The organism is Brevundimonas sp. (assembly GCF_032017145.1).
Lineage (GTDB): Bacteria > Pseudomonadota > Alphaproteobacteria > Caulobacterales > Caulobacteraceae > Brevundimonas.
Genome location: NZ_DALZQC010000016.1, coordinates 13,678 through 30,657 on the forward strand (window position 1 = coordinate 13,678; position 16,980 = coordinate 30,657).

The window sequence follows — 16,980 nt, forward strand, 5'->3', positions numbered from 1 at the left end:
ACGGCGGCCATCGCTCAGCTCAACCCAGGCGACCAGGTCCTACGAATGACCGCGCCGCCCCTGCTTCGCGTGGGCGACCGCGCGCTACTATCCCCGCGGCGAGACCGTTGTTCGGGCGCTAGACGGCGTCTCGCCGGAGGCCCAAGCCGGCAAACTCGTCGGCATCTCCGGGCCGAGCGGCTCAAGCAAGAGCACGCTGCTTCTGATTCGCGCCTGCTCGAGCCGCCCAGCCGTGGCGAGATCCACATCCCGCGGCGAGCTGGTCTCGAACCCTGCGGTCGATCTCGACCGGCTAGGCGGGTTTCGTCGGGGCCATATCGGCTTCGTGTTCCAGAAGGCGAACCTCATTCCCTCCCTCACCACCGCCGCGAAACTCGCCATCTCGCTCGAGATCGCCGACATCGCGCCTCCGGCCGCACGGCTACGCCGTGGAATTGCTTCGCACGCTCGGCCTGGGCCATCGTCTCGACAAGCGCCCGGCCAAACTTTCGGGCGGCGAACAACAGCGCGTGGCCATCGCGTGCGCGGGCGCCAGGTGATGGAACTGTTTCGCCGCACGCCGTGGAGCGCAACGCGTGCGTCATGGTCGTGACCCACGATCCCGCTCGCTGGATATGTTCGTTCGGTCCTTGGCTTTCGGAAAGCACGAATCGTCTCTGAAACTACGGGAGGAGCCGGTACCGACCCGAGGCGATCACCGAATAGTCGTCCCTTGCACACTTTGACGGCGGCGGACGCCGGGTTCGCGCAGGAGCCCCGTTCGTCGAGCGACTCAGGGCTTTTCAGTCATGGCGCCGAGCAGACCGGTCAAAGTCGTGCGGAGCCTTTCCAGATCCGTGACGGGCATGGCCAGCTTATCGGCGAGCGCCCTCGGCACGCTCTTTGCCGGAGCCCTAAGCGCCTCGCCCGGCTCCGTCAGGGTAACCAGCACCCGCCGTTCGTCCGAGGCGTCGCGTTTGCGAGCCACCAGACCCGCAGCCTCCATCCGCTTCAGCAGCGGCGTCAATGTTCCGGTTTCTAAGTGAAGCTGCTCCCCCACTTCACCGACAGTGCAGGGGGATTTCTCCCACAGCACCATCATGACGAGATACTGCGGATAGGTGAGTCCGAGCGCGTCGAGGAGCGGCCGGTAAAGCCGGGTGATCAGGTTCGAGGCTGCGTAGAGCGGAAAGCAGACCTGCCTGTCGAGCCTCAACACATCGTCTTCGGTCATGCTCTCTCCTCCGCGCCCATCAGTGGGTCGTGACGGTAATGTCGACGTCGATGTTCCCTTTGATCGCGTTCGAGTAAGGGCAGGCGGAATGCGCGGCCTGGACGATCTGTTCAGCGGTCGCCTGATCCAGACCGCCAATATCGACGGCCATGGCGACGGTGAGGACGAAACCGCCAGCGCCGTTGGGTTGCATGCCCACGGTCGCCTCGACGATTACGTCCTTATCGCCAACCCGGGCGTTCCTGCTGCGCGAAACGTGGATGACCGCATTTTCAAAGCAGGCGGCATAACCAGCCGCGAAAAGCTGCTCGGGATTGGTCGCGCCGCCGTTGCCGCCCAGCGCTGTCGGCAAGGCCAATTGAACGTCGAGCAGACCATCGTCGGTCCGAACGGATCCGTGACGGCCGCCGACCGCGACGGCCTTGGTGCTATAGAGGGTGGTCATGGAAAGTCTCCTTGGTACCGGGGCGATGGGCCCGTAAAGGAGCGGGCCCATCGCCATTAGATTGTGCGCAATATTATAGCAAGCAATATATATTTCTTCCAGATAGGGACCTTCTCAGGCCTTCTGGCGCTCGGACTGCCGACCGGCCTAGCTGGGCTCGGTGTTTCCCATAGTTGAAATAAGCTGACGGGCGAGCTTGGCTCCGTAGTTCCCCGGGCCGTCCTGGAGCTCGTGATGCGTCGGTTTCCACAGACACTCCCCCAGGGGCCGTCCCATCCTCTCGAGCGGACCGAAGTCGGCTACGCGCATGTGCGGCGACGGATCTCGGAACGGACGGACGTAGTCGGACCAAGCCTGCAGGACAAAGCGCCGCTTGCGCTGCCTTGGTGTGGTTCCGCCCGACGGGCAGATCGCCGTCCGGATGGATGAGGATGTCGATGTCTTCCGAGAACCGATGGATCAGTTGATATCCCTTCGACAGGGACGTGCCGCCCTTGAGCTCGAAGGCGAAGCCGCCCGCCTGCAGCCCCCAGAGAGCCTGCATGATCCAGTAGTCCTTCTCCACCAAGCCGGGGTCTATGCCCATCTGGCCGGCAAGGACCTCGATCAGATCGCCGAAGTCCGGGGTATCATGCAGGAAGACGGTCACGACCTCACGCGGCCTCCAGCGCTTGGCTGAGAAGCCGTTGGGCGCGCACGGAGCCGAAGTCCCGCGCCGCCTTGAACAGGCGCGCGGGGTTCATGCGCCGGGCGCGATCCAGGGCGCGCGGCAGGACCTCGGCGCGGGTCTCGGCGAGCCGGTCCAGGTTCTGCAACAGATCGACGAGAAGGACCTCCTCGGTCAGCTTGGCCGGGACCGAGGGCTTTTTGCGGAAGTCATAGACGCGGCCGCCGAGGTCGAACCGGCCATGGCGTTTGAGATTGTAGACAACGGGTTCGTTGTACAGCTGGGTCGTCCCTACCCCCAGGCCGTTGTAGGCGTTCGGCGAGACCAGCAGGAAGCGGTCGTCCTTGAGGAAGCTCTCCACCAGTTTCTCCGGCCGGGCGGGAGCCTTGCCGTAGCGCGTCTGGCGCGGCGCCAGATAGAGGCCGCCGGAGACCTTCTCCAGTCGCCCTTCCTCCACGAGCTGGCGCAGATGCCGATCTACGGCATTGGACCACTTCTCGAAATCCTGACGACGATAGACCTGACCAGGCCGCAGTCGTTTCTTCACATCGTTGAGCGCCGACATTGGGAAAATCCTTCGCCACCTACGTAGGAAGCGTCCGACGCTTATGCAAAGATTTTGATTTAAATTCCATGCATATTTTGCACGCCGGCGTCCGTTGGAACTCGCGATCCTTCGTGCCGCGACATGCCGACCGGTCGACCTCAACGAACATACCTCTTTCCTTGAACTCGCTGCCGATCCGTCCATAGAGAACCCATGACTGACGCTGAACGCATCGAAGCCTTGCTGGACCTCGTGGATCCGGCGCGCGCCGGCAACGAGAACCGCGGACGCGAACTGACGGTGCTGGGACTTGCCGAGGCCGTCGCAAAAGGCGGTTACCGCCCGACCAACGCCGGCTGGGTGATGATCGGCAACCGGGGCAGAGCTTTCCAGCCCCGCTGAGGGTCGGCAATCCGCAACGACACGGTGGCGACTTCACCCAAGGAGACCTGCGGATGGCTCCGTCGTCGCCTTTCGGATTCCCTTGAGTCGTATTCAAAGGAGAGCCCGATGGCACAAGCCGCCGCACCGCCGCTCAAGCGAACCATCAAGAAGCCTGAGCTTCGTCAGATGGTGCCGCTGGCCGACAGCACCATCTGGGAGATGGAGCAGAAGGGTCAGTTTCCCAAGCGTTTCCTGCTCACGCCGCGCTGCGTCGTGTGGGACCTCGCCGAGGTCGAGGCCTGGCTGAAACTTCGCCGGGATCGGCCAATTCCGAGGGCGGCCGGCCCGGACGTCCGCCTGCGGCGCTCGCGCCCTGTCAGACGCGCGGATCAAAACGCGGAGCCGAGGTCTCCTGCACCGTGACCACGGGTGTGAAGGGCCTGCCAGCCTCCCAGGCGTCGACCGCATCTGACCATTGCTGAGCCATATGCCGGCGCTGCGCTTCGAACTCCGCCTTGTTGTAGACGCCGCGTGAAGATCGCTCCTCGTGAGCCAGCCCCTTCTCGATCCAGTCTGAGTTGAACCCCATCTCGTGGAGCAGGGTTGAGGCCGTCCGCCGCAGGTCGTGGACCGTGAACGGTTCAAGTGGCAGGCCCTGGCTTGAAGCCCGCTCCGCTATGGCGCTGGTCACCCTGTTGAAGGTCGCGCGAGACATCGGCGCGTCGGCGTCATAGCGCGACGGCAGGAGGTAGCGAGAGTTCCCCGCGCAGGTCTTCAGCGCGATCAGAATGTCCAGCATCTGGGTGGAGAGATAGACGTTGTGAGGGCGCGACCGCTTCATCCGCGCCTTGGGGATCGACCAGACCGCGTTGGCGAAGTCCACCTCATCCCAGGTCGCGTCCTGCAACTCGCTCTTCCTGACCATGCTCAGGAGGATGAACTTGAGGCCAAGCCGAATGGTCGGAAGCGTAGCGACCTCGCCGAGCAAGCCCCACTCGATCCTTCAATAGACCAGAAGGCGCTGATTTATCAGCGCCTTTTCTCTCATCCGCGCACCATACCGCGCGAGCTACCGTCACTTGGACAGCGCTTTTGAATTCATTGGTGAAATTCGACGTAATAAAATTCTAGTGATGTCGCCATCTATCGGCAGGCAACTCTGCTTCAAGACCAACCAGCACCGCTATGACAAGCGAATAGGTAGTTGGACTATACCGTATCATCAAACCGACAACAGACGCCACTGAAGCCGGTTGATACCGTCAGTCTCGCTTGGTCGAGTTGTTCAAAGACTCCGACGCCTGCTCCGGAATTGTCACCTCAACACGAAGACCGCCTCCTGGTGAGCGCAAGAACTGCACCTGTCCCCCATGGGCCTTCACAGTGGCGAGGACGATAGAGAGGCCCAGACCGCTCCCTCCGGAAGGGGCATTCGACGCGCGGAAAAAACGCCGTCCCAAACGATGTAGATCCGAGAAGGCCACGCCCGCTCCGTCGTCCTCGACGATCAAGTGGCCGGAAGTCGGGTCGTAACTGATCAGGATTGAAGACTTTGCGTGCGCCTGTGCGTTGGCGAGCAGATTGGCGGCCGCTGCCCCGAAGCGATCCGGATCCACATTCAGCAGGGCGTCACCTTCGACGATCGACACCCGGGAATCGCCTTCCGCTCCCGCAAACAGCGATCGGAGCGTCACCCAGCGGCGATCTTCGTCGCTAACCGGCATCTCGTCCTCGCGCGCCAGGGCGAGAAGCCCCGTGACGAGGCGGGCGGTGCGATCGACAGAGGTCTGAATCTGCTCCAACGCGCGGCTTCGAACGGCAGGGTCCGAAGACGACGCCGCAATCTGCGCCTGGACACGCAGGCCCGCCAGAGGGGTACGCAACTCGTGCGCGGCGGCGGCCGTGAACTCGGCCTCGCGACGCCGCGCTGCGCCAAGGCGAGACATCAGATCGTTCAGCGCCAGGGCGAAGGGACGGAGTTCGCGGGCGTCCGGCGATACGTCCAACGCCGTCAGGTCTTCCGCATCCCGTACCGCAAGGCTGCGGGTCATTTGTCGAATAGGGGCCAGCCCCCGCCCAACCGACCACCAGATCAGCACGCCCAGCGCCAGCAGACCGAGGACCGCCGGACCGATCAAGGCGGTGACGACATTGCCGACCAGGTGTTCGCGAACGGCCAGATTGTCCCCAACCATCACCCGAAAACCGGCGTCACGATCATGCACCGTATAGACGCGCCAGCGCTCGCCCCGGATCGTGCGCTCAGAAAATCCGTCGCCCCCTTCCGACAATCGCTCCGCAGGCGCGCTTTGGGACCGACCAATCAGATCGCCTTCCAGTGACCAGATCTGGCAGGAGAGCTGACGGTCATAGACATCGGCGGCCCCGGTGTCCGGAGCCTGGATCGCCGGGCGCACGCTGCCGGCCTGCATCAAGGACGAAACCATGCGGGCCGACTCCATCAGGCGCCGGTCCAGCACCCGTTGCACTTCGGCCCGGGTCTGGATTTCGACCCAGACGACCGCGCCGCCCCAGACCAGGGCGGTCACGAGCGCGAGAGTGACGAACAGACGCAGGCGGATCGAGCTCATTGCAGGGTGTATCCCACGCCGCGCACGGTGCGGATGAAGCCGGCGCCCAACTTGGCCCGAAGATAGTGGATGTGCACTTCCACGGCGTTGGAGCCGATCTCCTCCTGCCAGCCGTACAGGCGTTCTTCCAACTGACTGCGCGAGAGGACCTGTGCGGGCCGTTCCATCAGGGCCTCCAGGATAGCAAACTCACGTCTCGAAAGGGGCAGGTCGCCCTCTTCCCGCCAGGCCAGACGCGACTTGGGATCGATGGTCACCCCGCCGTGGCGCAAGGCGGGGGTCGAACGTCCGAGCAGGCGACGCCGCACCGCGCGCAATCGCGCGGCCAGCTCGTCGAGATCGAACGGTTTGCCGACATAATCGTCCGCGCCGGCGTCCAGACCCACTATGCGGTCCCGACTGTCATCGCGCGCCGACAAGACCACCACGCCGACATCCATGTCGCGCTCGCGAACGAAGCGCAGCACCGAGAGTCCGTCGCCGTCGGGCAGGCCCAGATCCAGCACGACCGCATCAAACGCCGAGCTTTCCAGCGCCGCGAGGGCGTCCTCGACCCGCCCAACGACCTCGACCGTCCAGCCACAGGCGCTGAGCCCGACCTGGAGGCCGTCAGCGAGAACGGGATCGTCTTCTATGGCGAGCAATCTCATGCGGTGTGACGTGCAAGCTCCGGCTTAAGCCTGACTTAAGCTCGCTTGCCGACGAGATGGCCATGAGGTTTTTCCGCCGACTACTGCCCACCGCTCTCGCCGTCCTGTCCTTCGCCCTGCCGGGTTCGGCCTTGGGTCAGGCTCCGCTTTCGCCTGACAAGGCCTTCGCCCTGACGGTGACGCGTGAGGCTGACGGCGATCTGGCCTTCGCCTGGGACATTGCGCCTGGCCATTATCTCTATCGTGACCACACCGTCGCCAGCACGCCGGGCGGGAAGGAGTCTCTGCCGCTGGAACTGGCCGCCGGCGAAACCAAGGACGACCCGGGCTTCGGCGTCGTCGACGTCTGGCACGACGCGGGTCGCGCGACCCTGTCGGCGCAGACGTTGACGCAGGCCGGCGAGCCGACGTCGGTCAACATCACCTATCAGGGCTGCCTCGAAGACTCGATCTGCTACCCGCCGATGACGCGCACCATCGACGTGCCGACCCGGCCGCAGTCCGACGTGGCCGCGCGGGAGGCCGATGCGCAGACCGCACAGGCCGCGGCCATGCTGGCGATCCAGGCGCCGGGCGCTGCACCCGCGCCCGAGAACGACGAGGGAGCGGCGGCGCCTTCGCCGGTCGCGTCATCGCCGGCGGTCACGCTGGACGCCAACCCGGGCTTCGTCGATCGCCTGGCGCTGCAGGGCGGGGCGACCTGGGTCCTGCTCGCCTTCTTCGGTTTCGGCGTGCTGCTGGCCTTCACGCCCTGCGTCTTTCCCATGTATCCGATCCTGGCCGGCGTCATCGGACGCGGCGTGGACGGGCGCGGTACGCGCCGAGGCCTGATGCTCTCGGTCGCCTATGTGCTGGGCCTTTCCATCGCCTTCGCCCTCCTGGGCGTCGCGGCCGCCTGGTCCGGACAGAACCTGCAGATGGCGCTCCAGTCGGTTTGGGCCGTCGGCGCTCTGGCTGTCGTCTTCGTCGTTCTCGCCGCCTCCATGTTCGGCGGCTTCGAGTTGCAACTGCCCTCGGCCTGGACCAGCCGCCTGTCCCGCGACGGCGGCGACGGCCGGCGGTCCCTGCCCTCAGCCGCAGGTCTGGGCTTCGTCTCCGCCCTTATCGTGGGCCCGTGCGTCACCGCGCCCCTGGCGGGCGCCCTGCTCTACATCGCCCAGACCGGCGACGTTGGGCTGGGCGCGGCGGCCCTGTTCTTCCTGGGCCTGGGCAAGGGGGTGCCCTTGATCGTGTTCGGCACGGTCGGCGCGCGCTTCCTGCCCAAGGCCGGGCCGTGGATGGACCGGGTGAAGATGCTGTTCGGCTTCATCTTCCTGGGCATGGCCTGGTGGCTGGCCAGCCGCATCCTGCCGCCGACGGCGACGCTCGCTCTCGGCGCGGCGCTGGCGCTCGGTCTGGCGGCGGCTCTCGGCCTGTTCCAGCCGCTCAGCCCGAACCTGAGAAACGGCGTCGCCCGTGTCGCCGGCCTGGCGGCCGCGACCTGGGGCCTGTTGCTGCTGGTCGGCCTCAGCCTCGGGGCGGACGACCCTTGGCGTCCGCTTGAGCCCCTGGCGCGTCCCGCTGGACTAGCAGCCGCCGCGCCGGTCGAAACCGCGGCGGTCGTGCTGGATCAGACGGCGCTGGACCGCGCCGTCGCCGATGCCGGCGCGCGCAAACGTCCCGCCCTGGTCTATTTCACCGCCGACTGGTGCGTCAGCTGCAGGGTGATCGAGCGGACGGTGTTCGAGGACCCCGCCGTCATCGCCGGCCTTTCGAACACCGACCTCATCAAGGTCGACGTCACGCGCAGCACGCCCGAGGCGCGCGCGCTTCTTGAGCGGCACGGAGTGGTCGGACCGCCGACGATGATCTTCCTTTCGCCCTCGGCGACCGAAGCGCCGGGCAGCCGACTGATCGGAGAGATGTCGGCCCAAGACGTCGCATCCGCCCTGCAGAGCGCCGGAGCCGCCGCATGAACGCCATCACCCTGGGCCCGCTCGTCCTGTCGGGAGAGCGGTTCGCCATCATCGCCGGCGTGTTCGTCTTCATGATCGGCGCCGGACTGCTGGCCAGCCGGGTCAGCCCGCGCTTCAATCTGTGGAGCACGGTTCTGGTCTTCGGCGGTCTGGCCACCGCCCGCCTCGGTCACGTGGCGACGCACTGGGAGTATTTCGGGGCCGACCCGTGGCGAGCGCTCGCGATCTGGCAGGGCGGGTTCAGCTGGATCTGGGTCGCGCCGGTCATGATCCTGGCCACGATCCTGCTGCTGCGCACGACGCGCGAACGCGCCTGGGCCATTGCGCCTGTGCTGGCCAGCGCCCTGGTTTGGACCACCGCCCATCAGTTGGCCTCGGCGACGCAGCCCATGGCGCCGCCCGCCCTGACGCTGGCCGCGATGGACGCCCCGCCCATCAACCTCTCCGCTCCGGGCGACCGGCCCACGGTGATCAATCTCTGGGCCACCTGGTGCCCGCCCTGCCGGCGCGAGATGCCGGCTTTGGCCCAGGCCGAAAAAGCCCATCCGAATGTGCGCTTCCTCTTCGTCAACCAGGGCGAGGGCGAAGCCGGCGTTCGGGCCTTTCTGCAGAGCCAGGGGCTGGCCCTCGACCATGTGCTGTTCGACGAGGCCATGGCGGTGCCCCGCCACTACGGCACGGCCGGCATTCCGGTGACCCTGTTCCTCCACGCCGACGGCCGTCTGGCCAAGGCCCACATGGGGGAAATCGCCCCCGAACAGATCGCGACCGAAATCGCGCGTCTGCACTGACCCCTCGCCTCACGGAGCTTCCATGAACCGCACCTTCGCCCCTGCCCTCGCCGCCGTCCTGGCGCTCGCCGCCTGCGGCCCCGCCGACGCCGACAACGGCGCGGCGCCCGCCAGCCCTTCCGCCGCCTCCGGACAAGACATGCCGCCCATCGCCCAGGTCGGCTTCAACGATCTGCTGCGCGACCCGGCAGCGCCCTTCATCGGCGCCGAAAACGCCGATGTGACCATCATCGGCTTCGTCGATTACAACTGCCCCTACTGCAAGAAGATGCAGCCGGAGATCGACGGCCTGCTGAAGGCGGACCCCAAGGTGCGCGTCCTGTACAAGGACTGGCCGATCTTCGGCGACGTCTCGGAGACCGCCGCCCTGACCGCCCTCGCCGCCAGTTACCAAGGCAAGTACGAGGCCGTCCATAACGCCTTCATGCTGTCGCCGTCGCGCATCGGCGACCAGGCGGACATCACGCGTCTGGTCCAGTCGGCCGGCGTGGACATGGCGCGCCTGAATCAGGACCTGGCCGATCACCGCGCAGACATCGACGCGGTGCTCGACCGAAACGGCCGAGAAGCGGCGGCCCTGGCCCTGCAGGGCACGCCCGCCTTTATCATCAACGGCAATCTGATCCCCGGCGGCATGCCCCAGGCGCAACTCGAAGCGGTGATCGGTCGTATCCGCTCCGGACAACCGCTGCGCTGAGACCGGCCATGACCACCTTGACCCTGCTCCAGCTGAACGACCTGCACGGCTATCTCGAGCCGCATCCCGAACTGGTGCGCACCGAAGGCGGCTGGCGGTTCGAACGGCTGGGCGGGGTCGCCCGCATCGCCCGTCTCTTCGAAGAGGCGCGCGCCGAAGGTCCGTGCCTGACCCTGGATAACGGCGACACCTTCCATGGCACGCGGGTCGCCGTCGCGAGCCGGGGCGAGGCGCTGGTTCCGATCATGAACGCCCTGAAGATCGACGCCATGACGGCGCACTGGGAGTTCGCCTATGGCCCGGCGGGGTTCAAGGCTTTGGCGGCGCGACTGGAGTATCCCGTCCTGGCCGCCAATGTCTTTCGCAAAGATGACGGCGCGCCGGTGTTCGACGGGCGATGGGTGTTCGAGCGCGGCGGTCTGAGGATCGGCGTGATCGGCCTGGCCTGCCCTATCGTCGACAAAACCATGCCCCCCGCCTTCTCTGAAGGCGTGCGGTTTGAAATGGGTGTGGCCGAAGCCCGGGAGCAACTGCACCAGCTCCGCGAGGAGAAGGTCGATCTGGTCGTCCTGCTGTCCCACCTGGGCTTTCCGCAGGATCTCAAGCTGGCCGCCGAGACGCCGGGCGTCGACGTGATCCTGAGCGGCCACACCCATAACCGCCTGCACGAGCCGGCCCGCGTCGGCGACACCCTGATCATTCAGTCCGGCTGCCACGGCGCCTATATCGGCCGGCTGGACCTGGAGATCGCAGACGGCCGCGTGTCCCTGCGCCGCCATCGGCTCATAGCCGTGGACGCTGGCCCCCAAGACGATCAAGTCGCCGGCTTGGTGGAGACGGCCCTGGCTCCCGAGCGGGAACGTCTGGCGCGCGTCATCGCCCGCACGGCCATCCCCCTTCACCGCTACGCCATGGCCAGCGCGCCGATGGACGACGTCCTGCTGGCGGCTGCGGCGCAGGCGGCGGGCGTGGACATCGCCTTCTCGAACGGCTGGCGATACGGCGCGGCGTCGCACCGGGCCCGGTCACTCTGGGCGACCTCTACAATATGGCGCCGATGAACCCGCCCATCTCGCGCACGACGCTGACCGGAGCCGAGTTGAAGGCGATGCTGGAAGAGAATCTTGAGCGCACCTTCGCCGCCGACCCCTACGCGCAGATGGGCGGCTACATCAAACGCTGCCGGGGCCTCACGGCCTTTGTGAAGCTGGAGAATCCCAAGGGGCAGCGCCTTGATCGCCTGCTGGTCGGGGACCGCCCTGTCGAGCCGGAGGCGGACTATCCGGTGGCCTTCGTCACCGCCCAGGGGGTGCCCGAACGTTACGGGCGAGACCGCCGGACGCTCGACATCGACACTGTGGGCGCGCTTGAATCCTGGTTCGCCGACCATACGCCCGGCGAGACCGATCTGCCTGCGAGCGTCCTCATCATATGAAGGAACACCTTATGGACTCCGTCGCCGCCCGCGACTTCTGGAACAGCCGCTATGACCGCCAGGACTATCTGTTCGGCGAGACGCCCAACGCCTTTCTGGCCGCTCAGATCGCGCGGCTCCAGCCCGGCATGACCGCTCTGGCGGTCGCCGATGGCGAGGGGCGAAACGGCGTGTGGCTCGCCGAACAGGGTCTGGCCGTCACCACCACGGATATCGCCCCACGCGCGATCGAGAAGGCCCTCGCCCTGGCCGAGCGACGCGGGGTCACACTGGACGCTCAGGTGGCGGACCTCGAGACCTGGGCCTGGCCGCAGGACGCCTTCGACGTCGTGGTCGCCGTCTTCATTCAGTTCGCCCCGCCTCCCCTGCGCGACCGAATTTTCGAGCGTATGAAGGCGGCCGTGAAGCCTGGCGGCCTGATCCTGCTGCAGGGCTATCGGCCGGAACAGATCGCCTATGGAACGGGCGGCCCGGGGCAGGTCGAGAACCTCTACACCGAGGCGCTGCTCCGCGACGCCTTCGCCGACTTCGACATCCTGCATCTGAATAGCCACGACAGCGACGTCTCCGAAGGCGCCGGCCATAGCGGCCGGTCCGCCCTGATCGATCTCGTCGCCCGCCGTCCCTGACCCCCAGCGCCCGCACACCGGAACCCGCCATGAAAACCCTCCTCCTCGCCCTGTCCCTGGCCGCCTCCCTGGCGGCCTCCCCAAGCTTCGCCCAGGCTGTCTCTGGCTTCGGCGGCTTCAAGCCCCTGCCCGAGGCCGGCGAACAGCCGGATCCGTCGCGCGTCTATCGGGTCATCTTCGACGTCTCCCAGGGCGGTCCGGACGACAGGCCGCTGAAGGGGCTGGATCGCGTTGCGCGGCTGGCGAATATGCTGGCGGCGGGCGGCGTGGACGCCGACCAGCGTCAGATCGTCGTCGTGTTACACGGCGCAGCCACCCCTGCGGTCCTGTCCGACGCCGCCTGGGCCGCGCGAGGCAAGGGCGACGCCAATCCCAACAGCGCCCTGATCCGCAGCCTCATCGCCGCCGGCGTCCAGGTTCGGCTGTGCGGCCAGGCCATGGCGGGGAACGGCATCGCGCAAGCCGACCTCGAACCGGGCGTGAGCGTCGATCTCGCCGCCCTGATGACGGTCATCCACCACCAGCAGGCTGGATATGCCCTGGTTGTGAACTGACGGCTCGGCATAGACGGAACCTTCCCTGGCCATAAGAACTATTATTTTGTGTAAGTGTGTATGTAAGTGTTCAATGGGGCGTCTGAAGGAGACATCGACATGACCGGACTGCCCCGCCTCAACGAACCCGCCCCCGACTTTCACGCCCGCACCACGCACGGGGATCGCAGCCTGGCCGATTACCGCGGCAGATGGCTGATCCTCTTCTCCCATCCGTCGGACTTCACCCCGGTCTGCACGACCGAGTTCATCGGCTTCGCCAAGCACGCGGATGAATTCGCCGCGATGAACTGCGAGCTCCTGGGGCTCTCCATCGACAGCATCTTCTCGCACCTGGCCTGGACGCGGAACATCAAGGAGAAGTTCGGCGTCCAAATCCCCTTCCCCATCATCGAGGATCTGAAGATGGAGGTGGCCCAGGCCTACGGGATGATCCACCCCGGGGCGGCCGACACCTCGGCTGTTCGCGCCACCTTCCTGATCGATCCGGAAGGCAAGCTGCGCGCCATGGTCTACTATCCCATGAGCAATGGCCGCAGCATCGAAGAGTTCGTTCGGCTGCTCACCGCGCTCCAGGCGTCCGACGCCAACGGGGTCGCGACGCCTGAGAACTGGCGCCCTGGCCAGCCGGCCATCGCCCCCCACCCAAGACCGCCGAGGCGGCTGAGGCCCGCGCCTCCGAGGGTTACGTCTACACCGACTGGTATTTCTCGACGCGCGACCTCCCCGACGCCCCGAAAGCCGCGTGATCGGACGCTGGCCGGGCCGCGCAAGCGGTCCGGCCCTTTTCTTCGCAAACCAAACGGAGACTTCATGCAGATCATCGACCACGGCGGAGCGCGCATCGCGGCGCTCCACGACAAGAAGACCGGCAGTTGGCAATATGTCGTCTCCGACCCGGTCAGCCGCAAATGCGCGATCATCGATCCGGTCTGGGATTTCGACGAGAAGGCCGCGGCGACCTCGACCCGCAACGCCGACGCCATCCTGGACTACGTCAAGACTGAAGGCCTGACCGTCGAATGGCTGCTGGACACCCATCCCCATGCCGACCATTTCTCGGCCGCGCCCTATCTCAACGAGAAGCTGGAGGCTCCAACCGCCATCGGCGAGAAAGTGGTTGGCGTCCAGAGGCTGTGGAAGGACATCTACGGCCTGGACGACGACTTCCCGGCCGACGGGCGCCAGTGGGACCGTCTCTTCCAGGCCGGTGATGCGTTTGCTGTCGGCGGCCTGCCGGGGCGGGTCATCTTCTCCCCAGGCCACACCCTGGCGTCCATCACCTATGTGATCGGCGGCAACGCCTTCGTCCACGACACGCTGATGATGCCCTATGCCGGCACCTCGCGCGCCGACTTTCCGGGCGGCGACTCCAAGGCCCTCTACCGAAGCATCCAGGACATCTTGGCCCTGCCCGAGGAGACCGGCGTCTTCGTCGGCCACGACTACGGTCCCGATGGCCGCAAGCCCGCCTGCTTCAGCACCGTGAGAGAGCAGAAGGCGGACAACATCCATGTCGGCGGCGGACGCGGCGAGGCGGATTTCGTGCGGCTTCGCGACGGCCGGGACGCCACCCTTCCCCTGCCGAACCTGATGCTCTACGCGCTTCAGGTGAACATCCGCGGCGGCGTGTTGCCGCCGGCCGCACCGGACGGGCGCGTCTATTTCAAGATCCCCGCCAATCACTTCGCCCTGCCCCAGGAGAACTCTTGATGCGTCCTTCCACCCTGGCCTTGGCCGCCCTTTTGAGCACGACGGCCCTGGCCGCCCACGCCCAGACGCCCGCCGATCCTCTTCATGTCTATGGTCCCGGCGGCCCCGCCCCCGCCATGCGCGAAGCGGCGAAGGCCTATGAAGCGCGCACCGGTCGCGCCGTGGCCGTCGTCGCCGGACCCACGCCCCAATGGCTGGGCCAGGCCAAGGCGGACGGCGACCTGATCTTCTCAGGCTCCGAGACGATGATGACCGACTTCGTCAGCGCTCTGGAGGGCCGCATCCGCGCCGAGGCGGTCGAGCCGCTCTATCTGCGCACCGCCTCCATTCTCGTTCGCCCGGGAAATCCGAACGGCATCGGCGGCCTGGAAGATCTCTTCCAGCCGGGTCGCCGAGTCCTGGTCGTCAATGGCGCGGGCCAGAACGGCCTGTGGGAGGATATGGCGGGCCGCACCGGCGACATCGCCAAGGTGCGCGCCCTGCGTCGCAACATCGCCGTCTATGCCCGCAACAGCGCCGAGGCTCGCCAGGCCTGGATTGACGACCCGACGCTGGACGCCTGGATCATCTGGGGCATCTGGCAGGTCGCCAATCCGGACCTCGCTGATGTGGTCGAGGTCGAAGAGCCCTACCGCATCTACCGCGACGCTGGCGCCGTTGTGACTGAGACCGGCCGCCAGGACGCCGACGCCCAGCCGTTCCTCGAATTTTTGAAGTCCGACGAGGGGGCCGCCATCTTCGCGCGTTGGGGCTGGCGGACCGGCCAACCTTAAGCCTGCCTTAAGGTGAACCCTGCCGTGTCGGCGGCATGGCCAACCGTCGCTCCTTCACCCTGAACCGCCGACACCTGCTGGCGGCCGCAGCGGCGCCGCTTTGGGTTTCGACGGCGGCGCGAGCAGCACCCGCGCCCGCCGCCTTTGACATCACTGCCCTGACCACAGCCTTCTACGCCGCCCGCGGCGGACGCCCCGCCTGGGCGGGGCCAGCGCGCCGGCAAGCCATGGACGCCCTGGCTCTGGCGGACCGCCACGGGCTGTCGGCGCCCGACGGTCTCGCCCTGAGCGAAGCCGAACTGACCCAGGCCGTCCTGACCCTGGTCGAGGCGCTCGCTCATGGCCGGGTCGACCCGGCATCCGTCGAGACCCTTTGGGAGATGGGTCGCAACCAGGTCGATACGCCGCCGCTGCTGGCGACGGCGGTCGACGACGGAACGTTGGCCGAGACGATGGCGGGCCTTGCGCCTCAGGACCGCGGCTATCAGGGCTTGTGCGACGGCTTCCTCCGCTATCGCACCATCGCCGACCGCGGCGGCTGGCCGCCCTTCGCCCTGGGCGCGACGATCGAACCGTTTGCGTCCGACCCCCGTCTTCCCGCCCTCCTGCCGCGCCTTCGGGTGGAAGGCGATCTCAGCGACGCCGCCGCCTCCATGATCGGCCCGTCTGGCGGTGACTACGGCTCTGTTCTGCAAGAGGCCGTTCGGGCGTTCCAGGTGCGCCACGGTCTGGAGGCGGACGCCCGCATCGGCCCGGCGACCCAGCGGGCGCTGTCGATTTCGGCCGAGGCCCGTGCTCGCCAGATCGCGCTCAATCTGGAACGCCGCCGTTGGCTGAAGAGAGACGTCGCCCCGGAGCGGATCGAGGTGAATACCGCCGCCTCCATCATGGTCTACTGGAAGGACGGTCGGCCCGTGCATTCGATGCGGGTCGTGACGGGTGACGCCGACAATGCGACGCCCAGCCTGGAACGGCCCTTCGCCTCGGTCGTCGCCAATCCGCCCTGGACGGTGCCGACCTCCATCGCCCAGCGCGAGATCCTGCCGCGTGGCGCCGCCTATATGCGGGCGAACAACATGACGATCCAGAACGGCATGGTGGTTCAGCGCGCGGGTCCGAATGCCGCCCTGGGCCAGGTCAAGTTCGAGCTTCAGGACAGCTACGCCATCTTCCTGCACGACACCCCGTCTCGGGGCGCGTTCGACCAGAGCTTCCGCCATCTCAGTCACGGCTGCGTGCGGGTGCAGGACGCCGTCGGCTTCGCCCGCCTTCTCCTGGCGCCCGACCCCGAGAGACTCACCCGCTTCGACGCCGCGCTGGACAGCGGCCAGACCGTCCGTGTGGCGACCGGTCGACCGATCGACGTGCGCCTGCTGTACTGGACCGCCTTCCTGGACGGCCAGGGCCGCGTCGCCTTTCGCGATGACATCTATCGTCGCGACACCCGTCTGGCGGAGGCGTTGGGTATCGCTCTGCACCTGCCGCGGCCCGACGACCGCCGCGCCGATGCGGATGACGTCGGCCCCTGACGGCTATTCGGTCGTGCGGCCGTCGAAGTGCTCGTGGTCGGCGGAGGCCTCTTCCACCGTCGCGTGAACCGTCCCGTCGAGATGCTCCGGCGGGCCGTAGAGGGTGTAGAGCCGAAGCGGCTCGGACCCCGTGCTGACCACATTGTGCCGGGCGCCCTGAGGGACGATGACACCGTCGTCCGCCTTCACGGCGTGACGCACGCCGTCGATCCAGATTTCGCCCTCACCGGCCTCAATGCGGAAGAACTGGTCGCGGTCGTCGTGGACCTCTTCGCCGATCTCCTGACCGGCCGGAATGGCCATGAGGACGAGCTGCAGATTGTGGCCGGTGTAGAGAACACGGCGAAAGTCTGTGTTCTCTTCCGTCAGACGTTCGATATTGTCGATGAAGCCCTTCACGAGAGTCT

Annotated in this window: 21 protein-coding genes and 2 pseudogenes; 15 read left to right on the plus strand and 8 right to left on the minus strand. The window is 66.7% G+C overall.

Translation table 11 applies throughout. The annotated features are described in order from the left end of the window. Positions 1 to 163 precede the first annotated feature (163 nt). Positions 164 to 337, plus strand: a pseudogene (locus RTU05_RS18285) (ABC transporter ATP-binding protein); the annotation flags it as partial. A 91-nt stretch (positions 338 to 428) separates the two neighbouring features. Then, positions 429 to 539 (plus strand): ATP-binding cassette domain-containing protein, encoded by a 111-nt coding sequence (locus RTU05_RS18290; RefSeq protein WP_409411591.1) that lies wholly within the window; start codon positions 429 to 431, stop codon positions 537 to 539. A 233-nt stretch (positions 540 to 772) separates the two neighbouring features. Here the strand turns inward: RTU05_RS18290 and RTU05_RS04635 are convergent, their stop codons facing one another. The 3 genes from RTU05_RS04635 to RTU05_RS04645 form a co-directional block, all read right to left on the minus strand. Next, the gene (locus RTU05_RS04635) at positions 773 to 1,213 is read right to left on the minus strand and encodes a MarR family winged helix-turn-helix transcriptional regulator (protein WP_003164519.1); all 441 of its coding nucleotides are present in this window, start codon (positions 1,211 to 1,213) and stop codon (positions 773 to 775) included. 19 nt (positions 1,214 to 1,232) lie between these two features. Further along, the gene (locus tag RTU05_RS04640) at positions 1,233 to 1,658 is read right to left on the minus strand and encodes an organic hydroperoxide resistance protein (RefSeq protein WP_003164518.1); all 426 of its coding nucleotides are present in this window, start codon (positions 1,656 to 1,658) and stop codon (positions 1,233 to 1,235) included. 73 nt (positions 1,659 to 1,731) lie between these two features. Beyond that, a complete protein-coding gene (locus RTU05_RS04645) occupies positions 1,732 to 2,184 on the minus strand; it encodes a nucleotidyl transferase AbiEii/AbiGii toxin family protein (RefSeq protein ID WP_312596197.1) in 453 nt (150 codons plus the stop codon). Between RTU05_RS04645 and RTU05_RS04650 the strand changes: the two genes are divergently transcribed. Then, a complete protein-coding gene (locus RTU05_RS04650; protein WP_312596198.1) occupies positions 2,080 to 2,337 on the plus strand; it encodes a hypothetical protein in 258 nt (85 codons plus the stop codon). The genes RTU05_RS04645 and RTU05_RS04650 overlap by 105 nt on opposite strands. On the opposite strand, the gene RTU05_RS04655 is transcribed toward RTU05_RS04650, so the two are convergent. Further along, positions 2,312 to 2,890, minus strand: coding sequence for a hypothetical protein (locus RTU05_RS04655; RefSeq protein WP_312596145.1), 579 nt, complete (start codon positions 2,888 to 2,890; stop codon positions 2,312 to 2,314). The two genes, RTU05_RS04650 and RTU05_RS04655, sit on opposite strands and share 26 nt — an antisense overlap. A gap of 195 nt (positions 2,891 to 3,085) precedes the next feature. Between RTU05_RS04655 and RTU05_RS04660 the strand changes: the two genes are divergently transcribed. Both RTU05_RS04660 and RTU05_RS04665 read left to right on the plus strand, forming a co-directional pair. Further along, positions 3,086 to 3,274 carry a hypothetical protein gene (locus RTU05_RS04660; RefSeq protein ID WP_183195817.1) on the plus strand — a complete coding sequence of 63 codons (189 nt, stop codon included), beginning with the start codon at positions 3,086 to 3,088 and terminating at the stop codon, positions 3,272 to 3,274. A 108-nt stretch (positions 3,275 to 3,382) separates the two neighbouring features. Further along, positions 3,383 to 3,679: a helix-turn-helix transcriptional regulator gene (locus RTU05_RS04665; protein WP_066629210.1), complete on the plus strand. Its 297-nt coding sequence runs from the start codon at positions 3,383 to 3,385 to the stop codon at positions 3,677 to 3,679. Here RTU05_RS04665 and RTU05_RS04670 read toward each other — a convergent pair. The 3 genes and pseudogenes from RTU05_RS04670 to RTU05_RS04680 all read right to left on the minus strand — a co-directional run. Continuing rightward, a pseudogene (locus RTU05_RS04670) lies at positions 3,633 to 4,259 on the minus strand (tyrosine-type recombinase/integrase); the annotation flags it as partial. The gene RTU05_RS04665 and the pseudogene RTU05_RS04670 overlap by 47 nt on opposite strands. 259 nt (positions 4,260 to 4,518) lie before the next feature. Continuing rightward, complete coding sequence (locus RTU05_RS04675; protein WP_008261954.1) at positions 4,519 to 5,847, minus strand: ATP-binding protein; 1,329 nt, start codon at positions 5,845 to 5,847, stop codon at positions 4,519 to 4,521. Continuing rightward, entirely contained in the window at positions 5,844 to 6,497 is a 654-nt protein-coding gene (locus tag RTU05_RS04680) for a response regulator transcription factor (RefSeq protein ID WP_008264155.1), read from the minus strand. The genes RTU05_RS04675 and RTU05_RS04680 overlap by 4 nt, the downstream gene beginning before the upstream one ends. Positions 6,498 to 6,559: 62 nt before the next feature. On the opposite strand from RTU05_RS04680, the gene dsbD reads away from it, so the two are divergent. The 10 genes from dsbD to RTU05_RS04730 all read left to right on the plus strand — a co-directional run bounded on the left by dsbD (position 6,560) and on the right by RTU05_RS04730 (position 16,573). Next, positions 6,560 to 8,452, plus strand: a complete 1,893-nt coding sequence (gene dsbD, locus RTU05_RS04685) for a protein-disulfide reductase DsbD (RefSeq protein ID WP_312596149.1) — start codon at positions 6,560 to 6,562, stop codon at positions 8,450 to 8,452. Then, positions 8,449 to 9,243 (plus strand): TlpA disulfide reductase family protein, encoded by a 795-nt coding sequence (locus RTU05_RS04690; RefSeq protein ID WP_008260699.1) that lies wholly within the window; start codon positions 8,449 to 8,451, stop codon positions 9,241 to 9,243. The genes dsbD and RTU05_RS04690 overlap by 4 nt, the downstream gene beginning before the upstream one ends. Before the next feature lie 22 nt (positions 9,244 to 9,265). After that, positions 9,266 to 9,940: a DsbA family protein gene (locus RTU05_RS04695; protein ID WP_312596152.1), complete on the plus strand. Its 675-nt coding sequence runs from the start codon at positions 9,266 to 9,268 to the stop codon at positions 9,938 to 9,940. Positions 9,941 to 9,948: 8 nt separating this feature from the next. Continuing rightward, the gene (locus tag RTU05_RS04700) at positions 9,949 to 11,001 is read left to right on the plus strand and encodes a metallophosphoesterase (RefSeq protein ID WP_312596154.1); all 1,053 of its coding nucleotides are present in this window, start codon (positions 9,949 to 9,951) and stop codon (positions 10,999 to 11,001) included. Next, positions 10,989 to 11,375 (plus strand): 5'-nucleotidase C-terminal domain-containing protein, encoded by a 387-nt coding sequence (locus tag RTU05_RS04705; RefSeq protein ID WP_312596156.1) that lies wholly within the window; start codon positions 10,989 to 10,991, stop codon positions 11,373 to 11,375. The genes RTU05_RS04700 and RTU05_RS04705 overlap by 13 nt, the downstream gene beginning before the upstream one ends. Then, entirely contained in the window at positions 11,372 to 12,004 is a 633-nt protein-coding gene (locus RTU05_RS04710; RefSeq protein ID WP_008260598.1) for an SAM-dependent methyltransferase, read from the plus strand. The genes RTU05_RS04705 and RTU05_RS04710 overlap by 4 nt, the downstream gene beginning before the upstream one ends. Before the next feature lie 29 nt (positions 12,005 to 12,033). Then, positions 12,034 to 12,558 carry a DsrE family protein gene (locus tag RTU05_RS04715; RefSeq protein ID WP_312596160.1) on the plus strand — a complete coding sequence of 175 codons (525 nt, stop codon included), beginning with the start codon at positions 12,034 to 12,036 and terminating at the stop codon, positions 12,556 to 12,558. A 99-nt stretch (positions 12,559 to 12,657) separates the two neighbouring features. Further along, positions 12,658 to 14,271, plus strand: coding sequence for a peroxiredoxin (locus tag RTU05_RS04720; RefSeq protein WP_312596162.1), 1,614 nt, complete (start codon positions 12,658 to 12,660; stop codon positions 14,269 to 14,271). Then, positions 14,271 to 15,044 (plus strand): substrate-binding domain-containing protein, encoded by a 774-nt coding sequence (locus tag RTU05_RS04725; protein ID WP_250201353.1) that lies wholly within the window; start codon positions 14,271 to 14,273, stop codon positions 15,042 to 15,044. Before RTU05_RS04720 ends, RTU05_RS04725 begins: the two co-directional genes overlap by 1 nt. 35 nt (positions 15,045 to 15,079) lie before the next feature. Continuing rightward, on the plus strand, positions 15,080 to 16,573 hold the full coding sequence (locus tag RTU05_RS04730; RefSeq protein WP_250201354.1) for a murein L,D-transpeptidase: 1,494 nt from the start codon (positions 15,080 to 15,082) through the stop codon (positions 16,571 to 16,573). 3 nt (positions 16,574 to 16,576) lie between these two features. Here the strand turns inward: RTU05_RS04730 and RTU05_RS04735 are convergent, their stop codons facing one another. Continuing rightward, positions 16,577 to 16,972, minus strand: coding sequence for a cupin domain-containing protein (locus RTU05_RS04735; protein WP_008263599.1), 396 nt, complete (start codon positions 16,970 to 16,972; stop codon positions 16,577 to 16,579). Between the last annotated feature and the right edge of the window lie 8 nt (positions 16,973 to 16,980).

Bases quoted from the DNA above. Each gene is read 5' to 3' on its own strand.
- RTU05_RS04680 (WP_008264155.1), bottom strand. From the start codon at position 6,497: ATGAGATTGCTCGCCATAGAAGACGATCCCGTTCTCGCTGACGGCCTC.
- RTU05_RS04675 (WP_008261954.1), bottom strand. From the start codon at position 5,847: ATGAGCTCGATCCGCCTGCGTCTGTTCGTCACTCTCGCGCTCGTGACC.
- dsbD (WP_312596149.1), top strand. From the start codon at position 6,560: ATGAGGTTTTTCCGCCGACTACTGCCCACCGCTCTCGCCGTCCTGTCC.
- RTU05_RS04710 (WP_008260598.1), top strand. From the start codon at position 11,372: ATGAAGGAACACCTTATGGACTCCGTCGCCGCCCGCGACTTCTGGAAC.
- RTU05_RS04655 (WP_312596145.1), bottom strand. From the start codon at position 2,890: ATGTCGGCGCTCAACGATGTGAAGAAACGACTGCGGCCTGGTCAGGTC.
- RTU05_RS04715 (WP_312596160.1), top strand. From the start codon at position 12,034: ATGAAAACCCTCCTCCTCGCCCTGTCCCTGGCCGCCTCCCTGGCGGCC.
- RTU05_RS04660 (WP_183195817.1), top strand. From the start codon at position 3,086: ATGACTGACGCTGAACGCATCGAAGCCTTGCTGGACCTCGTGGATCCG.
- RTU05_RS04720 (WP_312596162.1), top strand. From the start codon at position 12,658: ATGACCGGACTGCCCCGCCTCAACGAACCCGCCCCCGACTTTCACGCC.
- RTU05_RS04690 (WP_008260699.1), top strand. From the start codon at position 8,449: ATGAACGCCATCACCCTGGGCCCGCTCGTCCTGTCGGGAGAGCGGTTC.
- RTU05_RS04730 (WP_250201354.1), top strand. From the start codon at position 15,080: ATGGCCAACCGTCGCTCCTTCACCCTGAACCGCCGACACCTGCTGGCG.
- RTU05_RS04650 (WP_312596198.1), top strand. From the start codon at position 2,080: ATGGATGAGGATGTCGATGTCTTCCGAGAACCGATGGATCAGTTGATA.
- RTU05_RS04640 (WP_003164518.1), bottom strand. From the start codon at position 1,658: ATGACCACCCTCTATAGCACCAAGGCCGTCGCGGTCGGCGGCCGTCAC.
- RTU05_RS04635 (WP_003164519.1), bottom strand. From the start codon at position 1,213: ATGACCGAAGACGATGTGTTGAGGCTCGACAGGCAGGTCTGCTTTCCG.
- RTU05_RS04725 (WP_250201353.1), top strand. From the start codon at position 14,271: ATGCGTCCTTCCACCCTGGCCTTGGCCGCCCTTTTGAGCACGACGGCC.
- RTU05_RS04695 (WP_312596152.1), top strand. From the start codon at position 9,266: ATGAACCGCACCTTCGCCCCTGCCCTCGCCGCCGTCCTGGCGCTCGCC.
- RTU05_RS04665 (WP_066629210.1), top strand. From the start codon at position 3,383: ATGGCACAAGCCGCCGCACCGCCGCTCAAGCGAACCATCAAGAAGCCT.
- RTU05_RS04700 (WP_312596154.1), top strand. From the start codon at position 9,949: ATGACCACCTTGACCCTGCTCCAGCTGAACGACCTGCACGGCTATCTC.
- RTU05_RS04705 (WP_312596156.1), top strand. From the start codon at position 10,989: ATGGCGCCGATGAACCCGCCCATCTCGCGCACGACGCTGACCGGAGCC.